Here is a 22,008-nt window from a genome sequence, read left to right on the forward strand (position 1 = left end):
GCCGGGAGCCGCGGCCGTACACCGCGGCGGCGTCACCCCAGGACCAGACCGACCGCCAGGGCGAGCATCACGACGCCGATCACCAGGTCCACCGCCCGCCAGGTGCGCGGGCTGTCGAGCACGCCCGACAGCACCCGGGCGCCGTAGCCGAGGGCGGAGAACCACACCACGCTGCCCGTCACCGCCCCGGTGGCGAACACCCACCGGGCGTCGGGGCCCTGCTGGTTGGCGAGGCTGCCCAGCAGCACCACGGTGTCGAGGTAGACATGGGGGTTCAGGAAGGTCAGGGCCAGGGTGGTGGTGATCACAGATCTCCGCGACCGGGCGGCCCCGGCTCTCAGGGAGGCGGGTTTCACAGCGGAGACGAAGGAGCGCACCGCCCACCACGCCAGGTAGGCGGCTCCCGCCCACCGCAGTACTTCCAGGGCGTCGGGGAAGCGGGACACCAGCGCCCCGATCCCGGCGGTGCCGCCGAGGATCAGCACCACATCGCCGGCCGTGCACAGCATTACCACCGCCCCCACGTGCTCCCGGCGGATGCCCTGCCGCAGAACGAACGCGTTCTGCGCGCCGATGGCGACGATCAAAGCCAGGCCGGCCGCCAGCCCGGCACCCCATATAGCCCACATGGCCCTGACGGTAGCCAGCCCTCCGTTTGCAGACAAATGAAGGGAACGACGGATGCATTAGATTTGCTTCATGAACTTCGAGCACCTCCGCGCCCTGGCCGCGATCATCGACGAGGGGACCTTCGAGGCCGCCGCGGACCTGCTCAAGATCAGTCCCTCGGCCGTCAGCCAGCGCATCAAGGCCCTGGAGAACTCCGTGGGGCAGGTGGTGGTGCGCCGGGGCGTGCCCTGCGCCCCCACCGAGGCCGGGGCGGTGCTGCTGCGCATGGCCCGCCAGGTGCAGGTCCTGGAGGCGGAGGCCCGGCACGCGCTGGGCAACGGGGTCTCCTCCCGGAGGGTGACACCGGTGGCCGTCAACGCGGACTCCCTGATCACCTGGTTCGTGCCCGTCCTCCACGACGCCGCCGGCTGGACGGACACCACACTGGACCTGCACGTGGAGGACCAGGACCACAGCAGCCGGCTCCTGCGCCAGGGGGACGTCATCGCAGCCGTCACCGCCGATCCCGCACCGGTCAACGGGTGCCGGGTCGAGCGGCTGGGCTTCATGCGCTACGTACCCGTGGCAACCCCCGCGCTGCACCGGCGCTTCACCACCGGAGCCGGCGTCGACTGGTCGGGCATGCCCATGCTGGAGTTCAACGCCAAGGACGACCTGCAGCGCCAGGTACTCCGCTCCCGAGGCGTCGACCGGCCCCCGCCCACGCACACCATCCCGTCCTCCGAAGGGTTCCTCGCGGCCCTGAGAGCCGGCCTGGGGTGGGGCATGATCCCGGAGATCCAGCTGGGGACGGAACTCGCCGACGGGACGCTGGTCCTGCTCGAGGAGCACGCCCATCGCGACGTCGCACTCCACTGGCAGACCTGGTCGCTGGAGTCCGAACGGCTGAACCGCATCACCGCGTCCGTCCGTGCGGCCAGCCGGCGGCGGTTGCGCACCACCGGGCGGGACGGGCGGGCGACCGCGCCGAAAAGGCCGTGACCGGCGGCACACCCGGCGGCACACCCGGCGCCGCACCGGGAAGGTGTGGCGACCGGGAGGGCGTGGCGGAAGCCCGACGCCTCACCGGCGCGGTGGGACACCTGCTCAGGGCCGTCCGCCCATGCCGTCGACCCGGCTCGCCGGCCCGGAAACCGGCTCAGGACACGGTCGTGACCACGGTGATCGTCGTGGCCACCGCGACCGCGGCCTGCACGTCGCGGATCGCCCGGCGGACGCTGTCGCCCACCCGGTTGCCCTCGGCGATCCCGGCCATACGCGGCTCGACCCGCTTGCGGGGCAGACCGGGGAACGCCTGCCGGTACAGCCCCGCCGCGTGCAGCAGGGCCACCAGGCCGGCGGTACGTTCGTCGGGGTCCGCGCCGCCGACGACCACGGACTCCAGGCGTTCGCGCACCTCCCGCTCCACCGGACCGTCCGCCTCCGGATAGCGCCGCACCGGGAAGAGGCCCAGGACGCGGACCCGCTCCTCGGTGACCAGACCGCGCCCGCACAGGCTCTCCACCGCCGCCCGGACGGACTTCGCCTGGTCCTTGGCCAGCCAGTCGGACGCCTTCTTCCGGTTCCCGCCCCCGGCCCAGCCGGCGATCCGCTCCAGGCGCCCGTCGAGCAGGGGGACGCCGGTCGGGTTGCGGTCGGCGACCTCCAGCCGTCCGTCGCGGACGGTCACCCGTCCCGCCAGCACCAGGTCCAGCAGGATGCCGCCCGCGACGCCCCAGCCCGTGGAGGACCAGTCCTTCGCCGCACCGGAGACGTCGTCCAGCGACAGCAGCATGATCTCCTCGCCCAGCGTGACACCCACCGGCGGCTCCCCGTTCTCCGTGTTCCCTGCCCGCGTCGTTCGCTCCTTCAACGCAGGACGCCCAAGCGCCCGGGTGGGGTTGCCCGGCAGGGCGCGGGAATCCCGTACGGCCGCGGTTGTTGGAAGGTACATGGTCAACGACGCGCTGCGCACCGTCCGGCTGTCGGTCCTGGACCGGTCCCTGACCAGGGAGGGGGAGGGCGCGGACGAGGCCCTGCGCGCCACCGTGCGCTTCGCCCGGGAGATCGAGGCGCTGGGCTACCACCGCTTCTGGGTGGCCGAGCACCACGGGGTCCCCGGTGTGGCCGGGTCCGCGCCGACCGTGCTCGCGGCGGCCGTCGCCTCGGCCACCACCGGCATCCGGGTCGGGACGGGCGGGGTGATGCTGCCCAACCACCGGCCGCTGGTGGTCGCCGAGCAGTTCGGGGTGCTGGAGTCGCTCTTCCCGGAGCGGATCGACATGGGGCTGGGCCGCTCGGTCGGCTTCACCGGCGCGGTGCGGCGGGCGCTGGGGGCGGAGAAGGAGGCCGCCGGCCGGTTCGGCGACGACCTGGACGAACTGCTGGGCTGGTTCACCGGCGACGGCGCGCAAGGGGTGCGGGCCGTGCCGTCCCGGGGGCTGAGGGTGCCGGTGTTCGTGCTGGCCACGGGCTCGGGGGCGCGGGCGGCGGCCGAGCGGGGGCTGCCGCTGGTGATCGCCCCGGCGCGCGGCGAGGAGCGGATGCTGCGCGCGATCGACGGCTACCGCGCGGCCTTCCGGCCCTCCGCCACGGCCCCGGAGCCGTACCGCAGGCCGTACGTGGTGGTCTCGGTGAGCGCGGCGGCGGGCGCCACCGCCGCCGAGGCGGAGGCGATGCACGCGCCGGAGGCGTGGGCGACGGTCGTCTCCCGCACCCGGGGCGTCTTCCCGCCGCTGGAGCCGGCGGAGAAGGTGCTGGGGAGGGAGATGAGCGAGCGCGAGCGCGCCCTGTTCGCCGAAGCCCGCGACTCGCGGATCGGCGGGACCGGGGAGGAGGCGGCCGGAGCGCTCGCCGGGCTGGCCCGGCGCAGCGGCGCCGACGAACTGCTGCTCACCCTTGGCACCCACGACCACGGGCGGCGCCTGGACTCCTACCGCCGGCTGGCCCGGTCGGCGGGCCTGACGGGCCCCGCGGGCCGGTGACCGGGGGCGCGGGGCCCGCCAGGCCCGCGCCCCGGGAACGGCTGGGGCGGCGCGTCGGCGCTACGTCCGCACGATGCCGCGTGCCACCCCCAGGTCCACCAGGTCCTGCGGGCGCAGCCGCAGGTCGCCGGCCGTCGCGCGGACGTGCTCCGGGCCGCGCTTGAGGATGGCCGCGGCCGACTCCGGGGCGATGACGGAGAAGTAGCAGTCCGGGGTGACCCAGGTGTTCTCCGGCGCCGCCAGCGCCAGGGCGCCGCCCGAGCCGCCCTCGCCGACCACCAGGGTCGTCACCGGAACCTGTGCCTCGGCCACCGCCGCGAAGAGGTCCGCGATGGCCGCGCCCGCGCCGGAGCGCTCCGCCGCCTCGTCGTTGGCCGCGCCCGGGGTGTCCACCAGGGTGAGCACCGGGATGCCCAGCCGGTCGGCCAGCCGGATCAGCCGGGTGGCGGTGCGGAAGCCCGCGGGCAGGGTCGCCGTGCCGCACTGGGCGGCGTAGGCGATCGTACGGCCGCCCCTGCGCCCGAAACCGCAGCGCATCCCCGGGTCGGTGCCGCCGCAGCGGTCGCCGGACATCTCCTCGCGGGTCTCGAAGTAGGCGTCCAGATAGGCGTCGGCGCGCGGTCGGCGCGGGGAGCGGGCCCGCTCCACCGCCTCCCAGCCCGTCTCCGGCAGGTCCGGCGTGCCGCCCGCGCCGCCCAGGGCACGCGGCGGTTCGGCGGGGGTGCGGGCGGTGCCGGGGGCGCTGCCGGGGGAGCAGAGCAGGGACAGCCAGCGGCCCAGGGTGCCGGGCAGCTCGTCCGGTGCCACGATCCGGTCGACCTGCCCGGCCGCCAGTTTCTCCTCGGCGCCGTACGCGGCCGGGTCGGCGCCCGGCGGGCGCACCCGGGAGCCGGCGAAGGCGACCTGGGCCCCCGGCAGGGCCAGCACCACGTCGGAGCCCGCGCCCAGCGTCGCCCAGCCGCCGCCGGTCGTCGGGTCCCGCACGACGGCGATCTGCGGCAGGCCCGCCGCCCGGGTCAGCGCCGACTGCCGTGCCACGCGCTGGAGTTGGACCAGGGCCCGCATGCCCTCCTGCATACGGCTGCCCCCGGTTGCCGTCAGGGACACCACCGGCAGCCGCGCCCGGCGGGCGTGCCGGTGGGCGGCCTCGATCCGGTCGCCGGTGCGCTGCCCGAGCGAGCCGCCGAGGAAGGCGAACTCGAAGGCGATCAGGACCGCGGGGACGCCGCCGACCGTGCCGGTGCCGCACACCACCGACTCGTGCTCGCCGGTGCGCTCGTGCGCGCGGGCGCGCGCCAGTCCGTAGCCCTCCCAGGCGATCGGCCCGTCACCGTAGGCCGCGTCGTCGCCCACGCCGCCTGTCCCGCCCTCGGCGCCGCCTGCCCCGGACAGCTCCGCGAAGCCGTCGGCCACCGCGTCGATCACCGCGCGGGCCGGCAGCCGCCCGCCCGGCCCCTCGGGTCCTCCTCCGGCCGGCCGCTCAGCCACGGCCCAGCTCCCGCTTCACGACCTTGCCCATGTCGTTGCGGGGCAGGGCGTCGGTGAAGCGCACGACCCGGGGCCGCTTGTGCGGGGTGAGCCGCCGTGCCACATGGTCGATCAGCTCCTGCTCGGCCGGCGGCCGCCCACCGGCCGGCACCACCCACGCCACGATCCGCTCGCCCAGGTCGGGGTCGGGTTCGCCGACGACCGCCGCCTCGGCGACGCCGGGGTGGCCCAGCAGGCAGTTCTCGATCTCCCCGGCGCCGATCCGGTAACCGCCGCTCTTGATCAGGTCCGTCGCCCTGCGGCCCACGATCCGGTAGAAGCCGTCGGCGTCCTGGGTGGCCATGTCGCCGGTGCGGAACCAGCCGCCCGCGAAGGCCTGCGCGGTGGCGTCCGGCCGGTGCAGGTACTCGGTGAACAGGTTGGGCCCGCGCACCTGGACCTCGCCGACGGTCTCGCCGTCGCCGCCCTCGATGCGCCGGCCCTCGTCGTCCACCAGCCGTACGTCCACACTGGGCAGCGGGACGCCCACGGTGCCGGCGCGGCGCTCGCCGTCCGCCCGCACACTGGTGATCATCAGCGTCTCGGTCATCCCGTAGCGCTCGACGACGCGCTGCCCGGTCGCGGCCGTGATCCGCTCGTGGTCGTGCAGGGGCAGCGCGGCCGAGCCGGACACCAGCAGCCGGGCCCCGCGCAGGGCCGCGGTCAGCCGGCCGCCGTCCTCACCCCCACCGCCGCTCTCCAGGGCCTCGGCCAGCCGGTGGTACATCGTCGGCACCCCGAACACCATGGTGCCGCCCTCCTCCAGCGCCGCCGCGACGGCCTCGGGCGAGAACCGGCCCAGATGGCGCAGCGTGCCGCCGCGCCGCAGCGGGCCCAGCACGCCCAGGACCAGCCCGTGCACATGGAACAGCGGCAGCGCGTGCACCAGCACGTCGTCACCGGTCCACTGCCAGACGTCGGCAAGGTCGTCCAGCGTGCTCGCGATCGCGCGGCGCGGCACCACCACGCCCTTGGGCGGCCCGGTGGTGCCGGAGGTGTAGACGATCAGCGCCGGGCCGTTCTCGTCGGGCGCGGACGTGGTGCCGTCGGGGCGGGGGGCCGCCTCCGGCTCCAGCGCGACGTCGGTGCGCGGGAGCGCGTCCAGTGCCGGCGGCAGCTCGTCGCCGGGCGCGGCCAGCACCCGGGTGGGCGTGCTGTCGGTGAGGATGTGGGCCAGCTCCTCCTCGCCGATGCGCGGGTTGACGGGGACGGCGGGGACCGCGGCCAGCAGGGCGGCCAGGACGCCGACGCAGGTGTGCGGCGAGGGGGTGGCCCACACCGCGACCCGGCCGGCATCGGCGATCTCCAGGGCGAGCGCGTGCGCGGCCCCGGCCAGCCGGCCGTAGTCGATCACCCGGTCGCCGAAGCGCAGCGCGGGCTTGTCCGGCGCCTGGTACAGCCTGGGGAAGAGTGCGGGCACCCGGGGCTCCTCGTCTGGTCACGGCCGTGCGGTCGGTCTCCAGGGTGCCTACCCATCCGGCCGCACGCAGCCCGGGGTGCACGGTGTGATCTCGGTCGCCCGCCTCCGTTCCCCGGGTGACCACCCCACCCGGCCGGCCCCCGGGCGCGGGCGCCCGGGCCGGTTCAGGCGCGGTGGGCCAGCGGGTCGTCCAGGACCGCGCGGACGACGGAGTGGGCCGCGCCCAGCAGCGGGCCGTCGGGGCCGAGGCGGGAGACCGACACCGGCGGGGGGCCGGCCAGGCGGCGGCCCAGCTCGTGCTCCAGGGAGGGCAGCAGCCAGGGCGCCAGCCGGGCGAGGGCGCCGCCGAGGACCACGGTCTGCGGGTCGAGCAGGTTGACGGCACCGGTCAGGGCGGTGCCCAGCGCGCTTCCGGCCTCGGCCAGCGCCCCCAGCACCGCGCGGTCGCCCTCCCCGGCACGGGTGGCGAGCAGGTCGATGCGGGCACCGGGGCCGGGGTGCTCCGCTGCGGTGGCGCGCGGGTCGAGTCCGGCGGCCCGCAGGACGGCCTCCTCGCCCGCGTACTGCTCCAGGCAGCCGATGCCGCCGCAGGCGCACGGGCGGCCCTCCGGGCGCACCGGCACATGGCCCAGTTCACCGGCGAACCCGCGGGTGCCGCGCAGGAGTTCACCGTCCACCACGATCGCGGCGCCGATGCCGATCTCGGCCGAGACGTGCACGAAGTCACCGGACGGCGGGGTGTGGCCGCCCAGCCACAGTTCGGCCAGGGCGCCGAGGTTGGCCTCGTTGTCGATGGAGCACACGGCCGTGCCGCTGCCGGTGAGGGCGCCGGTGCCGAGCGCGTTCCCGGCCAGGTGGGGGGCGAGGTCCAGGTCCGTCCAGCCGAGGTTGGGAGCCTGGACGACGGTGGTGGTGCCGCGGGCGACCAGGCCGGGTACGGCCACGGCCAGCCCGGCCGGGCGCAGCCCCAGCCCGCGGGCCTCGTCCGCGACCTCCTCCACCAGGGAGGCCAGCCGGCCCAGCACCGGGCCGGGGTCGCTGTCGCGGTTGGCCGCGTCCATCGCCGTGCGGGCGCGGACCTCGCCGCGCAGGTCGACGGCGCACACGGCGAGGTGGTCGACGCCGATCTCGGCGCCGATCCCGCAGGGGCCGCGGTCGCTGAGCGCCAGCGCGGTGCCCGGCCGCCCGACCGCGCCGGAGCGGCCCGGCCCCAGCTCCACCAGCAGCCCGGCGCCCAGGAGCTCGTCCACGAGCGTGGAGACGGCGGTACGGGTGAGCCCGATCCGCGCCGCGACGGCGGCCCGTGACCGGGGGCCGCCGTCGGCCACCGCGTGCAGCACGCGCGCCAGGTTCCGCCGCCGCATCTCCTGCTGGGTGTTGGGCGCGGGTGCTGCCATCGGTGGCGTACTCCTCAGGGATGTGCGGATGGAGCCGCGGACGGTGGTGCCGCGGCACGGTGCTGCGCGGTGGGGCTGTGCCGGGCGGGCTGCGCGACGGCGTCGCCGGTCAGCGCCGCCGCAGCAGCGTATCGGCGTCGCTCAGGGTGGCCGCCAGGCGGGTCAGCGCCTCCTCGTCGCGCTCCACCGCCTCGTACGACGGGCCCTCGGCGGTGGACCAGCGGCGGGCGACCGCCGCCGCGTCCTCGCCCAGCACCAGGGCGGCGGCCTGTGCCGCGGCGCCGAGCGCGACCAGCTCCTGCGCGCGCGGCACGACCACCGGCCGTCCCGACAGGCGCCGCACCGTCTCGCGCCATGCCGTGCCCTTCGCGCCGCCGCCGATCAGCAGGATCGGGGCGTCCGGCTCGGCGTCGTCGTCCAGGACCAGGTCCAGGGCGGCCAGCAGCGCGTAGACCGCGCCGTCGTAGGTGGCCTGGAGGATCTGGCCCGCGGTGGTGTCGTGCCGCAGGCCGGTCAGGGTGCCGGAGGCGTAGGGGAGGTTGGGGGTGCGCTCGCCGTCCAGGAACGGCAGGACGGTCACGCCCCCGCCCTGCTCGACCGCCTCGCGATCCAGGCCGAACAGGGCCGCGACGCGGTCCACGGCCAGGGTGCAGTTGAGGGTGCAGGCCAGCGGCAGCCAGTCGGTGCGGGCGTCGGCGAAGCCGGCGACGGTGCCGGTGGGGTCGGTGGGGCGGCGCGTGGAGACGGCGTAGACGGTGCCGGAGGTGCCCAGGCTCAGCACCGGCCGGCCCGGTCGCAGGCCGAGGCCGAGGGCGGCGGCCATGTTGTCGCCGGTGCCGGTGGCCACCAGCGTGCCCTGGGGCAGCGGCAGCCCGTCCTGCGGCCGTACCGTGCCGGCCGCCTCGCCGTGGCCCAGCACGCGGGGCAGCAGCTCGGGGGAGAGGCCGACCCTCCCCAGGACCTCCTCGTCGTAGGCCTGGTCGGCCGTCGACCACCAGCCGGTGCCCGAGGCGTCGCCCCGGTCGGTGGTGCCCTGGCCGGTCAGACGCTCGGTGAGGTAGTCGTGCGGCAGCCGCACGGCCTTCACGGCGGCGGCCGCCTCGGGCTCGTTCTCGCGCAGCCACTGCCACTTGGTGACGGTGAAGGAGGCCGCCGGGACGCTGCCGAAGCGCTCGGCCCACGCCTCGGGCCCGCCCAGCTCGGCCACCAGGCGGTCACGCTGCGGGGCCGAGCGCACGTCGTTCCACAGCAGGGCGGGACGGACCGGGCGGCCCTGGCCGTCCAGCGTCACCAACCCGTGCTGCTGGCCGCCGATCGAGACCGCGGCGGCCCGGTGGACGGCCGGCCCGCACTGCTCCAGCGCCTGCCGCAGCGCCTGCCACCACTGCTCCGGATCGCTCTCGTGGTCGGGCGAGACGGTGTGGGGCGCCTGGCCGCGCGCGACCACCTCGCCGGTGGCGGCGTCGACGACCAGCGCTTTGGTGGACTGCGTCGAGCTGTCCACACCGACAACGAGCGGACCTTCGGGTGCGGCCATGTCGCCTCTTCCTCTCTGGGGCTTCTGGGCGCATACTAATTTGTCAACGGGCCTGACGAAATACCCGAGAGGCATGACATGAGCTACGAGCCGGCACCCGAGCACAAGTTCACCTTCGGTCTGTGGACCGTGGGCTGGCAGGGGGGCGACCCCTTCGGCGACGCCACCCGCCCCGCCCTCGACCCGGTCGAGACCGTCCAGAAGCTCTCCGAGCTGGGCGCCCACGGCGTCACCTTCCACGACGACGACCTGATCCCCTTCGGCTCCTCCGACGCCGAGCGCGAGGGCATCGTCAAGCGCTTCCGCCAGGCGCTGGACGCCACCGGCATGAAGGTGCCGATGGCCACCACCAACCTCTTCAAGCACCCGGTGTTCAAGGACGGCGCCTTCACCGCCAACGACCGGGACGTGCGCCGCTACGCGCTGCGCAAGACCATGCGCAACATCGACCTGGCCGCCGAGCTGGGCGCCACCACCTACGTCGCCTGGGGCGGCCGCGAGGGCGCGGAGTCGGGCGGCGCCAAGGACGTGCGGGTGGCGCTGGACCGCCTCAAGGAGGCCTTCGACGTCCTGGGCGACTACGTCGTCTCCCAGGGCTACGACCTGCGCTTCGCCATCGAGCCCAAGCCCAACGAGCCGCGCGGTGACATCCTGCTGCCGACCGTCGGCCACGCGCTGGCGTTCATCAACGAGCTGGAGCACGCCGACCGCGTCGGCCTCAACCCCGAGGTCGGCCACGAGCAGATGGCCGGACTGAACTTCCCCCACGGCATCGCCCAGGCGCTGTGGCACGGCAAGCTCTTCCACATCGACCTCAACGGCCAGTCCGGCATCAAGTACGACCAGGACTTCCGCTTCGGCGCCGGCGACCTGCGCCAGGCGTTCTGGCTGGTGGACCTGCTGGAGTCGGCCGGCTACGAGGGCCCGCGGCACTTCGACTTCAAGCCGCCGCGGACGGAGGACTTCGACGGCGTGTGGGCGTCGGCGGCCGGCTGCATGCGCAACTACCTGATCCTCAAGGAGAAGGCCGCCGCCTTCCGCGCCGACCCCGAGGTCCAGGAGGCGCTGCGCGCCTCGCGCCTGGACGAGCTGGCGCGGCCGACCCTGAACGAGGGCGAGACCGCCGCCGACCTGCTGGCCGACACCGCCGCCTTCGAGGAGTTCGACGTGGAGGCCGCGGCCGGGCGCGGGATGGCCTTCGAGCGGCTGGACCAGCTGGCGCTGGAGCACCTGCTGGGTGTCCGCGGCTGAAACGGCCGGCGCGGCCGGCGGCCGGCGAGGCCCCGTGCGGGGGTGCGGGTGGCGGCCCGCGCCCCCGCACGGCCCGCTGCCGCGAGGGGTGCGGCCGGCGGTGTCAGCCGTCCTTGCGGCGGCGCCACCGGCGCCCCCTGCGGCGGCCCCTGCTCCAGAACCACCCCGCCGGGGGCTCGTCCGCCCGCCACGGCTGCGGCTCGGGCGGGTTGTCCCGCCAGCGGGCCCGCAGCATGCGCGTACGCGCGGCGGGCTCGCTCACATCGGCGCCGCGTATGAAGTCCTCGTCGAGCACGACGTCGTCCCAGGGGTCTCTCCCGGCGCCGTCGCCCTCTCCCCGTCGTGCGTCTCCAGTGCCCACAACGCACCTCCTGGTGACGGAGAACGGACGACGGCTCCCGGAAAGTTCCCGCCTCCGCGGCGGGCCGGCCCGCCGCGCGGGCGGGTTCAGGCCGGGGACAGCAGGTAGACGCGCCCGGCCGCCGTCTCGAACTCCACGACCCCGTCCTCCGGCCGTACGCTCTCCACCGGCCGCCCGTCGCATGAGACCGCGACCTCGCCGGCCGTGCGCACCCGCGCCCGGCGCCCGGCGCGGGAGAGCAGCTCCGCTCCGGCCAGCGCGCCGCCGCGCCAGATGAGGCCCACCTCGAAACCGCCGCGCGCCAGCAGTCCCCGCACCGAGCCCTCGGGCAGCGCGGGCGGCAGGGCGGGCAGCAGGTGGATCTCACCGGTGTGGCTCTGCACCAGCCACTCGCAGATCCCCGCGGTGGCGCCGAAGTTGCCGTCGATCTGGAAGGGCGGGTGCAGATCGAAGAGGTTCGGGGCCGTGCGCTCGGGGGTGAGCTGGTCGGCCAGCAGCTTGTGGGAGCGCGCGCCGTCCTCCAGCCGCGCCCAGAAGTTGATCTTCCAGCCGAGCGACCAGCCCGTGCCCGCGTCGCCCCGCAGCTCCAGCGTGGTGCGCGCCGCCTCGAACAGCTCGGGGGTGCCGCGCCGGGTGATCCGGCCGCCCGGGTGCAGCCCGTACAAATGCGAGACGTGCCGGTGGCCGCGCTCCGGCGCGATCGCGTCCCAGTCCTCGCGCCACTCCTGGAGCTGCCCCAGCTCCCCGATCCGCATCGGGGCCAGCCGCTCGCGCGCCGCCCGCACCTCCTTCACCAACTCCTCGTCCACGCAAAGCAGTTCGGCGCTCGCGGCGGTGGCCTCGAACAGATCCCCCAGGATCTGGTTGTCCATGGCCGGGCCCGCGCACAACGAGCCGCCGGGGCCGGGATGGTGGGCGTTCTCGGGGGAGATCGACGGACAGGTGACCAGCTCCCCCGTCTCCGGGTCCTCGACCAGGCAGTCAAGGAAGAAACGCGCCGCGCCGGCCAGGACCGGATAGCGCTCCCTCAGCTTCGCCTCGTCGCCGGTGAAGCGGTGGTGCTCCCAGACCGACAGCGCCAGCCAGGCGCCCCCGGTGGGCCACATCCCCCAGAACGCCCCGTCCACCGGCGCGGTGCCGCGCCACAGGTCGGTGTTGTGGTGGGCGACCCAGCCGCGTGCGCCGTACATGGCCCGGGCGGTGCGGGCGCCGGCGACCGCAAGGTCGTCCAGCAGGCCGAACAGCGGCTCCCAGCACTCCAGGAGGTTGGCGGGGGCGGCCGGCCAGTAGTTCATCTCGGTGTTGATGTTGATGGTGTACTTGCCGCCCCACGGCGGGTCGGTCAGGTCGTTCCACAGTCCCTGGAGGTTCGCGGGCTGGGTGCCGGGGCGGGAGCAGGCGATGAGCAGATAGCGGCCGTAGGCGAAGTACAGCGCCACCAGATGCGGGTCCTCGCCGCGCGCGAAGCGCGCCACCCGCTCGTCGGTCGGCAGCGCGGCGGCGGGCGTGACCGGCAGTTCCAGCCGTACGCGGTCGAACAGCGCGGCGTGGTCGCGGACGTGGCGGGCGCGCAGCTCGGCGTAGGGCCGGGCGGCGGCCGCCTCCACCGGTGCGGCGGCGCGGGCGGCCGCCGCGCCGGGGTCCTCCTCCACGCCGCGCCAGTCGCGGTGGTTGGTGGCGGCCGAGACCAGCAGGGTGACGGCGGTCGCCTCCTGAACGTGCAGCTCCCCGCCCACCGAGCGCACGGCGCCCCCCTCGGCGACCGCCCGTACCAGGCAGCGGAAGCGCAGCACGCCCGCGATGCCCTGGGCGTCGTCGCCGGAGCCGTCCAGGGCGACGGTGTGCGGGGCGGGGGAGGAGGAGGCGGAGCGCAGCGGGCTGTCGAGACGTGCGGTGAAGGAGACCGCGCCGGGGGCGTCGGCGGTCAGCCGGACCACGATCACCTGGTCCGGCGCGCTCGCGAACACCTCGCGGCGGTGGCGCACCCCGCCGCGCGCGTACTCCACCGAGGCGACGGCGGTGGCGAGGTCGAGTTCGCGCCGGTAGCCGGTGGTCTCGCCGTCCCCGGGGAAGGACAGGCGCAGGTCGCCGACGGTCTGGTACTGGAGCTGCTTGACGGGGACGCCCATCAGGTCGGAGTCCACCAGGGACTGGGCCTCGTCCCAGCGCTCCTCGAACACCAGCCGGCGGACCTCGGGGAGGGAGGCGAGGGACCGGGGGTTGTCGTAGTCGTGCGGGCCGCCGGCCCACAGGGTGTCCTCGTTGAGCTGGAGCCGCTCGCCGTCCGTACCGCCGAACACCATCGCTCCCAGGCGGCCGTTGCCCACCGGCAGGGCCTGGAGCCATTCGGCGGCGGGGCGGGGGTACCACAGGCGCGGCGGCTCGCCGGGGGCCGGACTGCCGGGGTGGGCGGGGCGGTGGTCCGTGCTCACTTGCGGCTCCAGAACGGGGAGGCGGGACGGGCGCGCGGTCTGGCAAGCGCTTACCGTACACCGGTGGCCTCTGGTTGGGGATCGCCGCGCTCGAGACGGGACCGCCCGGCCTCCCCCGCCAAGGCCGGGCGGTCCCGCGTCACGGGGCGGAGGGGCCGAAGCCCAGTTCCGCCCAGACCATGTGGCCCCTGCCGCCGGCGCCCGGCCGTACCCCCCAGGCCTCCGCCAGGGCGCTTACCAGCAACAGCCCGCGTCCGTTCTCCCCCTCGCCGCGGGTGTCCGCGGGGGCCTCCGCCGCGCCCCCGGCGTGCCGGGCGTTGCCGGACCCCTGATCGGTGACCGCCAGCCGGAGCCGTACGCCCGTGACGCGCAGTTCGCAGTCGACCCTCTCGCTGTCGGTGTGCCGCACGGCGTTGGTGAAGAGCTCGGAGACGACCAGTTGCGCGTCGTCGCGGATCACCGTTCCGATGTCCCACTCCGTCAGCCGGGCGAGGACCCTTCTGCGGGCCTCGGCCACGGAGGCGCCGATGGCCGGGAGACGGAACGCATCCCGCAGGGGCCTGTCGACGGACCCTCCGGTGCGCTCCAGCGGGCGAACATCGGAAAAGTAAGCCACGCCCTCAGTGTGAGGGGTGTGGACAACATCTGGCAAGGATCAATCTGTTGTTTGCAGAGACGTACATGCCACCCTGTCGGGGTGATCAGACGGCATGACAAACTGCCGCTGCCGGCAAGACGGTTGGAGTGCGGAGGGGTGCTGTGGCTGACACCAGGGCGGGCGGCGCCCCCACGGTCCTGCGGGTGGTGCTCGGCAGACGGCTGGGCGACCTGCGGCGGCGGGCGGGGCTGACCTACGAGCGGGCCGCCGAGGCGCTCGACGTCACGCACGCCACGATCCGCCGGATGGAGCGGGCCGAGGTCGGCCTGAAGATCCCCTACGTCGAGAAGCTGCTGCGCACCTACGGCGTCACCGAGCAGTCGGAGATCGACAGCTTCCTCTCCCTCGCCCGCGAGGCCAACCGGCCCGGCTGGTGGCACCGTTACCGCGACGTGCTGCCCGACTGGTTCAGCGCCTTCGTCAGCCTGGAGAGCGAGTCCCACGTCATCCGCGCCTACGAGCCGCACTACGTGCCCGGACTCCTCCAGACCGAGGAGTACGCCCGTGCCGTGCTGCGCGCGGGCATGCCGCACGCCCGCGAGGAGGAGATCGAGCGCGGCATCGCCCTGCGGCTGGAACGCCAGCGGCTGCTCGCACGCGACGAACCGCCCCTGCTGTGGGTGGTGATGGACGAAACCGTGCTGCGCAGGCCCATCGGCGGGGCCGAGGTCATGCGCGGGCAGATCTCCCGCCTGATCGAGGCGTGTTCGATGCCGACGGTGCGCCTGCAGGTCATGCCCTTCGCCGCCGGGCCGCACCCGGCCATGTACGGGCCCTTCCACATCTTCCGGTTCCCCATCCCGGAACTGCCCGACGTCGCCTACAGCGAGAGCCTGGTGGGCGCCGTCTACTTCGACCAGCGCGACGACGTCTCGGCGTTCCAGGAGGCGCTGGACCGGATGTGCGCACAGGCGGCGCCGGTGCGACGGACCGAGGCCGTCCTGGACGGCCTGCGCAAGGAGCTGTGAACCACCCCATGAGGAAACGCGTCTACAACGGCATGCCCGCCCGGCAGTTGGGGAGTGAGGGCTGGCACAAGCCGTGGAGCGGCGGCAACGGCGGGAGTTGCGTGGAGGCCATGCGGCTGGCGGACGGAAGGGTGGCGCTGCGCCAGTCCACCGACCCCGACGGACCCGCTCTGATATACGCCCACCACGCGATGGCGAGGTTCATCCAGGGCGTCAAGGCGGGGGAGGCCGACTTCCTGCTCGCCCAGGAGCCCGCACGTTCCGCACCGCGGCCCGCACATCCCGTATCCCCCGCGCAGAGCCCGTGTTGAGGATCGACGAGACCACGACGAGGACGGCGACGGCATGACCGACCAGCCCCATCGGACCCACCAGGCGCACGAGGGCTTCACGCCCGAGCAGATCGACACCAGCAGGCCGCACCCGGCCCGCATGTACGACTACTACCTGGGCGGAAGCGACAACTACGAGGTGGACCGCGAGGCCGCCGAACGCCTGATGACGATGGCCCCGGACGTACGGGTGAGCGCCCGGGCCAACCGGGACTTCCTCGGCCGCGCGGTGCGGACGGTGGTGGGGGAGCTGGGCATCCGCCAGATCATCGACGTCGGCACCGGCATCCCCACCTCGCCCAACACCCATGAACTGGCCCGGGCCGCGGCCCCCGACACCCGCGTGGTGTACGTCGACAACGACCCCATCGTCTCCGTCCACGCCGACGCCAAGCTCACCGGCGCGGGCAACGCGGAGTTCGTCCTGGCCGACGCCCGCAAGCCCGAGGCCGTCATCGAGCACCCGGCCGTCCGGGAACTGATCGACTTCGGCCGGCCGGTGGCCCTGCTCCTCGTCGCCGTCCTGCACTTCGTCAGGGACGAGGAGGACCCCGCCGGACTCGTGGCCGCGCTCGGCGGCGCACTGCCCCCGGGAAGCTGTCTCGTCCTCACCCACGGCACCCCGGACTTCCACGAGAAGCAGCGGGTGGAGGAGGGCGCCGACGTCTACCGGAACGCCACCGCCCAGGTCAGCCTGCGCAGCCACGCCGAGATCCTGTCGTTCTTCGACGGCTGGGACCTCGTCGACCCCGGGCTGGTGCAGCTTCCGCTGTGGCGGCCGGACGGACCGGTGCCCGAGCCCGGCGAACTGCGCCGCGTCGCGCTCTACGGCGGGGTCGGCCTCAAGCGCTGAAACGGTGCGGCCCCGGCCGGTGGGGGCCGGGGCCCCGCGAGTTCTGCCTCCCGGAGGGACATTCCGTCCGTTCCTCACGGAAACGCTCATCCCGTGCGCGCCCCGAGGGGCCCGGCCCGGCCGGGAGTGAGCCGACGGGCTCAAGAGGCGCGCCCGGCCGAACAGTTGACCATTTGTCGGGAGACGGGCCGTTACCTGGGGCGATGCAAGCCGGTTGTTCAGCTGAACGTCGAATCATTTTTGGCATGGACACTTCCTGAAAGCGTTCCGCACTGCTACTACGTAGTAGGCACATCTCTTCCCCCCCACCCCTCCACACCCAGGAGGCTCCATGAAGTTGTCCCGTCTCGGGTCCGTGGCGGTCACCCTCGCCGCCCTCGTCGGACTCGGAATCGGCGGCGCGGGCGTGGCATCCGCCCAGGAAGCCGCGGCCACCTCCTACGTCGCGCTCGGCGACTCCTACTCCTCCGGAGTCGGAGCCGGCAGCTACGACAGCTCCAGCGGATCCTGCAAACGCAGCACCAAGGCGTACCCGGTGCTGTGGAAGAACGCGAACGCACCCGCCTCCTTCCACTTCACCGCCTGCTCCGGCGCCAAGACCACCGACGTCATCAACAACCAGCTCGGTCCCCTGACATCGGGCACCACCCTCGTGAGCATCTCCATCGGCGGCAACGACGCCGGCTTCGCCGACGCCATGACCACCTGTGTCCTGCAGGGCGAGAGCGCGTGCATCGCACGCATCAACGAGGCCCGTGCCTACATCTCCAACACCCTTCCGAGCAGGCTCGACGCGGTGTACAACGCCATCCGCGGCAAGGCGCCCAACGCCCGGGTCGTCGTCCTGAACTACCCCCGCTTCTACAAGCTCAGCGGCAGCTGTGTGGTGGGCCTCAGCGAGCGGTCGCGCGCGGCCATCAACGACGCCGCCGACCACCTGAGCGACACCATCGCCAAGCGCGTCGCCAACCACGGCTTCGCCTTCGGGGACGTCCGCGGCAGGTTCACCGGCCACGAGATCTGCTCCGGCGACTCGTGGCTGCACAGCGTCGACTGGTTCAACATCACCAACTCGTACCACCCCAAGGCGGCCGGGCAGTCCGGGGGCTACTACCCCGTGATGGAGAGCCTCGCCTGACACAGCCCTGACGCACCTCTGACGCACCTCCGACACAGCCCTGACACGGCCCGGCCGGACCCCCGGTACGGCCGGGCCGGGGCGGCGGCCGGTGGCGGCCCGCGGAAGCCGCGGGCCGCCACCGGCCTCGTTCTCCGCTCTCCCCGGCACGGCCTCTCCGGCGGGGGCCTCTCCGGCACGGGGGAGAGGTGCGGAACCAGACGGCCCGTACGCACGTTCCCCTGAGTGAGCGGCGGTCGCACCGCCGCCGGAGGAGGCGTGGAAGATGACCAACCGTGGAAAGATCGCCGTCGGCGGTGTGGCGGTGGGGCTGCTGCTGTGGGCGCTGACCGGCAGTTTCCTGATAGCGCTGGCGGTGGTCGTCGGCGTGCCGGCGGTCGCCTACCTGGCCCTCGACCCCTCGCAGCGGCGCAGGGTGCGGCGGGTGAGCCGCAAGGAGCTCGGGCGCTGACCCGGGGTGCGGCCGACGGCCCGCACGGCCGGCCCGGGCGGCCTCAGGCCACCGCGTCCGGCCGCACCGCCAGCTCGTCCAGGGCCTTGAGCAGCCCCGGCAGCTCCGAGCCGCGGCCCACCGGGAGCACCTCGCCGGGTTCGTCGTCCAGCAGGACGAACGCGATGTCGTCGGTCCGGGCCACCAGGCTCCAGCCGGGCCCGTCCGCGCGCAGGGTCCTGGCCTCCTCGGTGGCGAAGGCGGAGCGGATCCTGCCGGGCGGCGGCGGGGAGTGCACGTAGCCGCGGGCCTCCTCCAGCACGCGCCGCACCCTGCTGTCGGGGTTCTCGCCAGGCTCGACGAACGTCACGTCCGCGTCGACCCGGGCGCGCCAGTTCGCCCACTGCAGCGCGATCTCGTCCGCGCCCAGCCGCCGCTGCGCAGGGCCCCAGCACGAGGTGTCCGGCGGGGACAGCGGGGCCAGGCCGCCGTCCAGCTCCGGGTCGGGCTCGGGGTCGTGGGGGGCGGGGACGCCGGGCGCGGCCACCGCCAGGGCCAGCGGCCAGCCGGGCAGCACGGCGGCGATCGTCCGCTCGTCCGGGGACAGGTCGTACTCCATGCCGCAGTCCCAGGCGGCGATCGCGCACGCCACGAGGGACACGTCCTCGGTGACGACCGTCCAGCGCGCGCCCTGCCCGTCCTGGCCGAGGACGAGGCCGTGGCCCTCCGCGTACGGCTCCAGCCCCAGGGCGGCGCACGCCTCGGGGTAGTCGTCGCCGAGGACGCTCGGGAACTGCGCGGGGGTGAGCAGTGCCGCGGTCAGCACGTACAGCGCGTCGTCGCTCCCGCCGGGCGCGTCCTGTGCCTCTGCCACGTCGGCCTCCTCCCCGGACTCTCCGGACATCGTCCGCGCACCCTAGCCACGGGAGGGGCGCGGCGTCGAGAGACCGGGGACACACCGGGGCGCCTTTCGCGGCCCGTGCGCCCGCCGGGGGCGGTGCGCGCGGCGGTGCCCGTGCGCGTCGGGACCCGTTGTACGCACGCGGCGCTCAGGCGCGTACGGCCAGCGCGAGGTAGCGGTGGTCCTCGTCGGTGCAGGAGGCCAGGCGCCAGCCCGAGGCCGCCAGCAGCGGGCGGAGGTTCGGCTCGGCCCGCGGGTCGTCGTACCCCGGCGGGCGCCCGTGCCGGGCCGCCAAAGCGGCGCGCCCGGCCGGATGGAACAGCGTGAGGCGGCCGCCGGGCCGGACCACCCGGGCCAGCTCCCGCAGGCCGGCGACCGGGTCGGACAGGCGCGGCACCAGGCCGGCGGTGAACACCGCGTCCAGCACTCCGTCGCGCAGCGGCAGCCGGGCGGCGTCGGCGACGGTCAGCAGTGCGCCGCGGTGCCGTCCCGCCAGGACGGCGACCTCCAGCAGCGCCGGAGAGAGGTCGACGCCCAGCACGGTGCCCTGTCTGCCGACCGCCGCGCGCAGCGCGGGCAGCGCGCGGCCGGTGCCGCAGCCGGCGTCCAGTACCGTGTCGCCGGTGAACAGCCCCAGCTCGGCCACGGCGGCGTCATAGGCCGGGCCGTCGTCGGGGAAGCGGGCGTCCCGGTCGGCGGCTCCCTCGGTGGAGAATTCCAGCACGCGCGTCCCGTCGTACTCCGTCATACGGTCGTCATCGTCCACTGTCGGTGCCTTTCCCGGTGGCCGATCCCGGTACCCCTGCTTCCGGTTTCCTTCCGGTTCCGGCGGGGCCACGGGCGGCCGAGATCGGTGGTTGCCCCGGGGCCCGTCGTGGGTAAGGCTGGCACCGCGTGACCATGAGAAGGGGGAATCGGGGATGGCGCTGAGCAGTGAGCTGGACTGGCTGCTGGACGATCTGACACAGCGGATGCCTTCGGTGCGGCATGCGCTGGTGCTCTCGAACGACGGGCTGGTCACCGGAGCCGCCCAGAGCCTGGAGAGGAGCGAGGCGGAACACCTGGCCGCCGTCGCGTCCGGGCTGCACAGCCTGGCCAGGGGCACGGGGGAGCACTTCCACGTGGGCCGGGCGCGGCAGACGATGATCGAGTTCGACGAGGGAGTGCTGTTCGTGACGGCCGCCGGGGACGGCAGCTGTCTGTGCGTGCTCGCCGAGGCGGAGGCCGACATGGGCCAGATCGCCTACGAGACGACCCTGCTGGTGAACCGGGTCGGCGAGCATCTGGGCGTGGCCATGCGCAACGGGCGCTGAACGGGGCGGCCCGGGGACGGGCCGCCCCGCCGGGCCGTCCCCGGGCCGTCGCAGGCCGTTACCGGACACAGCCCCACCAGGGCTTTCTCCAGGTTTTCCACAGGCTCCCCGGAGCAGTTCGACGGCGGGCTACCTTCGTCGCACACGGTAGTCGTCGAGATGCGCAGGGGGATCACCATGCCGGTCGGACTGGTACGGGCGGAGACGGTCGGTGCTCGGGAGACGGACGCGGCGGAGGCCGTGCCGCTGGGCGAGGCGCACCGGATGTTGGGGATCAGGCCGAGGGAGCTGGAACTGGCGGTGGAGCTGGGCGCGCTGGCGACGGTGGCGCCGCGTCGGGAGGACCACGGCCGGTGGGTACCGGTGGCCGAACTGGCCCGGTTGCGCACGGAGGAGGGATTTCCGGCCACTTTGCGTGAGCGGCTGCGTCTGGTCGGTGCGCGGGAGGGCGCCGCACTGCTGGGCGTCACTCCGCTGCGTTTCGCGCGGCTGGCCCGGGCCGGCTGTTTCGGCCCGGTGCGCTTCTCCCTCAACCGGTACCGGGCGGTGGTCTGGCTCTACCTCGCCAGCGAGCTGCGGCGCATCCTGGCCGAGGGAGAGGACCGGCGTCCGCGCCACTGGCGCAACCGGCGGATCGCCCAGGCGGTCCGCCGGACGGACGATCCGTGGGCGGCCGCCGCCGCCCACGCCGCGGTGCTCACCCCGAAAGTGCTGGAGGAGGCCGTGCCGGATCCGGCCGAACGGGCCCGGCTGGAGGAACTGCGGCCGAGGCTGACCACCGCCCGGCCGGAGTCCCTCGCGGCCAGGAGGATCGTGCGGGGTCTGCTCACCGCCGACGGCGAGGAGGAGGTCCTCTGGCACCGTCTGGGCCTGACGCTGGCCCTGAGCACGGCGCGGTCGGCCCGCCCCCTGCGCCGGCCGGAGCGGGAGCACCGGCCGGCGCAGGGGGCGGGGGAGACGGTGGAGGGGGCGGAGGGGGTGGAGGGGGCTCAGTCCCGCTTCCTCCGGAAGAGCCCCTCCTGCATCACGGACACCAGCAGCCGCCCCCGCCGGTCGTAGATCTGTCCTCGCGCGAGCCCGCGGGCGCCGGTCGCGACGGGTGACTCCTGCTGGTAGAGGAACCACTCGTCGGCGCGGAACGGCCGGTGGAACCACATCGCGTGGTCCAGGGAGGCCATGTCGAAACCGCGCGGCCCCCACAGGGGCTCGACGGGCAGACGTACCGCGTCGAGCAGCGTCATGTCGCTGGCGTAGGTGACGGCGCAGGTGTGGACGAGCGGGTCGTCGCCCAGCGGTCCCACCGCGCGCATCCACACCGCACTGCGCGGCTCCACACCCTCGAGATCCCGCGCACTCCAGCGCAGCCGGTCCACGTACCGGATGTCGAACGGCTGGCGGCGCGCCATGCGCTCCAGGGGTTCGGGCATCGAACCCAGGTGCTCGCGGATCTCGTCGACCAGCTTCGGCAGCGACTCCGGGTCGGGCACCCCGGGCATCGGCACCTGGTGCTCGAAACCCGGCTCACCACGATGGAAGGATGCGGTCAGATTGAAGATCGTCCGGCCCCGCTGCACGGCCACCACACGGCGGGTGGTGAACGACCTCCCGTCCCGCACCCGCTCGACCTGGTACACGATCGGCACCCCGGGCACCCCGGGGCGCAGGAAGTACGCGTGCAGCGAGTGCACCGGACGCTCCCCGTCGGTGGTGCGTCCGGCCGCGACCAGTGCCTGCCCGGCGACCTGGCCGCCGAAGACGCGCTGCAGCGGCTCGTCCGGGCTGTGCCCGCGGAAGATGTTCTCCTCGATCCGCTCCAGATCGAGCAGGTCCACCAGACGCTCGGCCGGTCCGCCGGAATCGGCCGGACTGCTCGCTCCGGTCATCGGCACCGCCTCCT

General features: G+C 74.6%; 22 protein-coding genes. 10 read left to right on the plus strand and 12 right to left on the minus strand.

The annotated features are described in order from the left end of the window. Positions 1–32: 32 nt before the first annotated feature. Entirely contained in the window at positions 33–629 is a 597-nt protein-coding gene (locus BMY40_RS25565; RefSeq protein WP_177214138.1) for a LysE/ArgO family amino acid transporter, read from the minus strand. Positions 630–699: 70 nt separating this feature from the next. Between BMY40_RS25565 and BMY40_RS25570 the strand changes: the two genes are divergently transcribed. Further along, entirely contained in the window at positions 700–1,611 is a 912-nt protein-coding gene (locus BMY40_RS25570; RefSeq protein ID WP_093663156.1) for a LysR family transcriptional regulator ArgP, read from the plus strand. Between the two features lie 157 nt (positions 1,612–1,768). Here the strand turns inward: BMY40_RS25570 and BMY40_RS25575 are convergent, their stop codons facing one another. Then, the gene (locus tag BMY40_RS25575; protein WP_093663157.1) at positions 1,769–2,431 is read right to left on the minus strand and encodes a GOLPH3/VPS74 family protein; all 663 of its coding nucleotides are present in this window, start codon (positions 2,429–2,431) and stop codon (positions 1,769–1,771) included. Between the two features lie 130 nt (positions 2,432–2,561). Between BMY40_RS25575 and BMY40_RS25580 the strand changes: the two genes are divergently transcribed. Continuing rightward, entirely contained in the window at positions 2,562–3,593 is a 1,032-nt protein-coding gene (locus tag BMY40_RS25580) for an MsnO8 family LLM class oxidoreductase (protein ID WP_093663158.1), read from the plus strand. Positions 3,594–3,653: 60 nt separating this feature from the next. Here BMY40_RS25580 and BMY40_RS25585 read toward each other — a convergent pair whose 3' ends face one another. The 4 genes from BMY40_RS25585 to xylB all read right to left on the minus strand — a co-directional run bounded on the left by BMY40_RS25585 (position 3,654) and on the right by xylB (position 9,474). After that, positions 3,654–5,081 carry a carboxyl transferase domain-containing protein gene (locus BMY40_RS25585; protein ID WP_218158320.1) on the minus strand — a complete coding sequence of 476 codons (1,428 nt, stop codon included), beginning with the start codon at positions 5,079–5,081 and terminating at the stop codon, positions 3,654–3,656. After that, positions 5,074–6,540, minus strand: coding sequence for an acyl-CoA synthetase (locus BMY40_RS25590; RefSeq protein WP_093663159.1), 1,467 nt, complete (start codon positions 6,538–6,540; stop codon positions 5,074–5,076). The genes BMY40_RS25585 and BMY40_RS25590 overlap by 8 nt, the downstream gene beginning before the upstream one ends. 164 nt (positions 6,541–6,704) lie before the next feature. After that, entirely contained in the window at positions 6,705–7,937 is a 1,233-nt protein-coding gene (locus tag BMY40_RS25595) for an ROK family transcriptional regulator (protein WP_093663160.1), read from the minus strand. Positions 7,938–8,046: 109 nt separating this feature from the next. Continuing rightward, the gene (xylB, locus tag BMY40_RS25600) at positions 8,047–9,474 is read right to left on the minus strand and encodes a xylulokinase (protein ID WP_093663161.1); all 1,428 of its coding nucleotides are present in this window, start codon (positions 9,472–9,474) and stop codon (positions 8,047–8,049) included. 78 nt (positions 9,475–9,552) lie between these two features. On the opposite strand from xylB, the gene xylA reads away from it, so the two are divergent. Beyond that, on the plus strand, positions 9,553–10,725 hold the full coding sequence (gene xylA / locus BMY40_RS25605) for a xylose isomerase (protein WP_093663162.1): 1,173 nt from the start codon (positions 9,553–9,555) through the stop codon (positions 10,723–10,725). A 103-nt stretch (positions 10,726–10,828) separates the two neighbouring features. On the opposite strand, the gene BMY40_RS25610 is transcribed toward xylA, so the two are convergent. From BMY40_RS25610 to BMY40_RS25620, 3 genes are all read right to left on the minus strand, one after another. Beyond that, complete coding sequence (locus tag BMY40_RS25610; RefSeq protein WP_093663163.1) at positions 10,829–11,086, minus strand: SGM_3592 family protein; 258 nt, start codon at positions 11,084–11,086, stop codon at positions 10,829–10,831. Between the two features lie 86 nt (positions 11,087–11,172). Beyond that, a complete protein-coding gene (locus tag BMY40_RS25615; protein ID WP_245770325.1) occupies positions 11,173–13,518 on the minus strand; it encodes a glycoside hydrolase family 95 protein in 2,346 nt (781 codons plus the stop codon). Positions 13,519–13,657: 139 nt separating this feature from the next. Next, a complete protein-coding gene (locus BMY40_RS25620; protein ID WP_245770326.1) occupies positions 13,658–14,134 on the minus strand; it encodes an ATP-binding protein in 477 nt (158 codons plus the stop codon). Between the two features lie 143 nt (positions 14,135–14,277). On the opposite strand from BMY40_RS25620, the gene BMY40_RS25625 reads away from it, so the two are divergent. The 5 genes from BMY40_RS25625 to BMY40_RS25645 all read left to right on the plus strand — a co-directional run bounded on the left by BMY40_RS25625 (position 14,278) and on the right by BMY40_RS25645 (position 17,918). Next, positions 14,278–15,144: a helix-turn-helix domain-containing protein gene (locus BMY40_RS25625; protein ID WP_093663166.1), complete on the plus strand. Its 867-nt coding sequence runs from the start codon at positions 14,278–14,280 to the stop codon at positions 15,142–15,144. Between the two features lie 8 nt (positions 15,145–15,152). After that, positions 15,153–15,455, plus strand: a complete 303-nt coding sequence (locus tag BMY40_RS25630; protein WP_093663167.1) for a DUF397 domain-containing protein — start codon at positions 15,153–15,155, stop codon at positions 15,453–15,455. Positions 15,456–15,489: 34 nt separating this feature from the next. Further along, positions 15,490–16,329: an SAM-dependent methyltransferase gene (locus BMY40_RS25635; RefSeq protein WP_093663168.1), complete on the plus strand. Its 840-nt coding sequence runs from the start codon at positions 15,490–15,492 to the stop codon at positions 16,327–16,329. A 331-nt stretch (positions 16,330–16,660) separates the two neighbouring features. Further along, positions 16,661–17,467: an SGNH/GDSL hydrolase family protein gene (locus BMY40_RS25640; protein WP_093663169.1), complete on the plus strand. Its 807-nt coding sequence runs from the start codon at positions 16,661–16,663 to the stop codon at positions 17,465–17,467. A gap of 265 nt (positions 17,468–17,732) precedes the next feature. Next, positions 17,733–17,918 carry a hypothetical protein gene (locus BMY40_RS25645; protein WP_093663170.1) on the plus strand — a complete coding sequence of 62 codons (186 nt, stop codon included), beginning with the start codon at positions 17,733–17,735 and terminating at the stop codon, positions 17,916–17,918. Between the two features lie 43 nt (positions 17,919–17,961). Here BMY40_RS25645 and BMY40_RS25650 read toward each other — a convergent pair whose 3' ends face one another. Together BMY40_RS25650 and BMY40_RS25655 are read right to left on the minus strand one after the other, a co-directional pair. Next, complete coding sequence (locus BMY40_RS25650) at positions 17,962–18,801, minus strand: hypothetical protein (protein WP_245770327.1); 840 nt, start codon at positions 18,799–18,801, stop codon at positions 17,962–17,964. A 145-nt stretch (positions 18,802–18,946) separates the two neighbouring features. After that, positions 18,947–19,546 (minus strand): class I SAM-dependent methyltransferase, encoded by a 600-nt coding sequence (locus BMY40_RS25655; protein ID WP_093663171.1) that lies wholly within the window; start codon positions 19,544–19,546, stop codon positions 18,947–18,949. 172 nt (positions 19,547–19,718) lie between these two features. On the opposite strand from BMY40_RS25655, the gene BMY40_RS25660 reads away from it, so the two are divergent. Then, on the plus strand, positions 19,719–20,111 hold the full coding sequence (locus BMY40_RS25660; RefSeq protein ID WP_093663172.1) for a roadblock/LC7 domain-containing protein: 393 nt from the start codon (positions 19,719–19,721) through the stop codon (positions 20,109–20,111). 159 nt (positions 20,112–20,270) lie between these two features. Next, positions 20,271–21,170 (plus strand): DUF6397 family protein, encoded by a 900-nt coding sequence (locus BMY40_RS25665; RefSeq protein ID WP_245770328.1) that lies wholly within the window; start codon positions 20,271–20,273, stop codon positions 21,168–21,170. On the opposite strand, the gene BMY40_RS25670 is transcribed toward BMY40_RS25665, so the two are convergent. After that, on the minus strand, positions 21,101–21,994 hold the full coding sequence (locus tag BMY40_RS25670; RefSeq protein WP_093663173.1) for an acyl-CoA thioesterase: 894 nt from the start codon (positions 21,992–21,994) through the stop codon (positions 21,101–21,103). The two genes, BMY40_RS25665 and BMY40_RS25670, sit on opposite strands and share 70 nt — an antisense overlap. Positions 21,995–22,008 lie beyond the last annotated feature (14 nt).

The sequence above is a fragment of the Streptomyces radiopugnans genome (assembly GCF_900110735.1).
Classification (GTDB): Bacteria; Actinomycetota; Actinomycetes; order Streptomycetales; family Streptomycetaceae; genus Streptomyces; species Streptomyces radiopugnans.

Excerpts from the sequence above, each read along its gene's own strand:
- BMY40_RS25565 (WP_177214138.1), bottom strand. The coding sequence starts at position 629 with ATGTGGGCTATATGGGGTGCCGGGCTGGCGGCCGGCCTGGCTTTGATC.
- BMY40_RS25570 (WP_093663156.1), top strand. The coding sequence starts at position 700 with ATGAACTTCGAGCACCTCCGCGCCCTGGCCGCGATCATCGACGAGGGG.
- BMY40_RS25580 (WP_093663158.1), top strand. The coding sequence starts at position 2,562 with ATGGTCAACGACGCGCTGCGCACCGTCCGGCTGTCGGTCCTGGACCGG.
- BMY40_RS25595 (WP_093663160.1), bottom strand. The coding sequence starts at position 7,937 with ATGGCAGCACCCGCGCCCAACACCCAGCAGGAGATGCGGCGGCGGAAC.
- xylB (WP_093663161.1), bottom strand. The coding sequence starts at position 9,474 with ATGGCCGCACCCGAAGGTCCGCTCGTTGTCGGTGTGGACAGCTCGACG.
- xylA (WP_093663162.1), top strand. The coding sequence starts at position 9,553 with ATGAGCTACGAGCCGGCACCCGAGCACAAGTTCACCTTCGGTCTGTGG.
- BMY40_RS25630 (WP_093663167.1), top strand. The coding sequence starts at position 15,153 with ATGAGGAAACGCGTCTACAACGGCATGCCCGCCCGGCAGTTGGGGAGT.
- BMY40_RS25635 (WP_093663168.1), top strand. The coding sequence starts at position 15,490 with ATGACCGACCAGCCCCATCGGACCCACCAGGCGCACGAGGGCTTCACG.
- BMY40_RS25640 (WP_093663169.1), top strand. The coding sequence starts at position 16,661 with ATGAAGTTGTCCCGTCTCGGGTCCGTGGCGGTCACCCTCGCCGCCCTC.
- BMY40_RS25645 (WP_093663170.1), top strand. The coding sequence starts at position 17,733 with ATGACCAACCGTGGAAAGATCGCCGTCGGCGGTGTGGCGGTGGGGCTG.
- BMY40_RS25650 (WP_245770327.1), bottom strand. The coding sequence starts at position 18,801 with ATGTCCGGAGAGTCCGGGGAGGAGGCCGACGTGGCAGAGGCACAGGAC.
- BMY40_RS25655 (WP_093663171.1), bottom strand. The coding sequence starts at position 19,546 with ATGACGGAGTACGACGGGACGCGCGTGCTGGAATTCTCCACCGAGGGA.
- BMY40_RS25660 (WP_093663172.1), top strand. The coding sequence starts at position 19,719 with ATGGCGCTGAGCAGTGAGCTGGACTGGCTGCTGGACGATCTGACACAG.
- BMY40_RS25665 (WP_245770328.1), top strand. The coding sequence starts at position 20,271 with ATGCGCAGGGGGATCACCATGCCGGTCGGACTGGTACGGGCGGAGACG.
- BMY40_RS25670 (WP_093663173.1), bottom strand. The coding sequence starts at position 21,994 with ATGACCGGAGCGAGCAGTCCGGCCGATTCCGGCGGACCGGCCGAGCGT.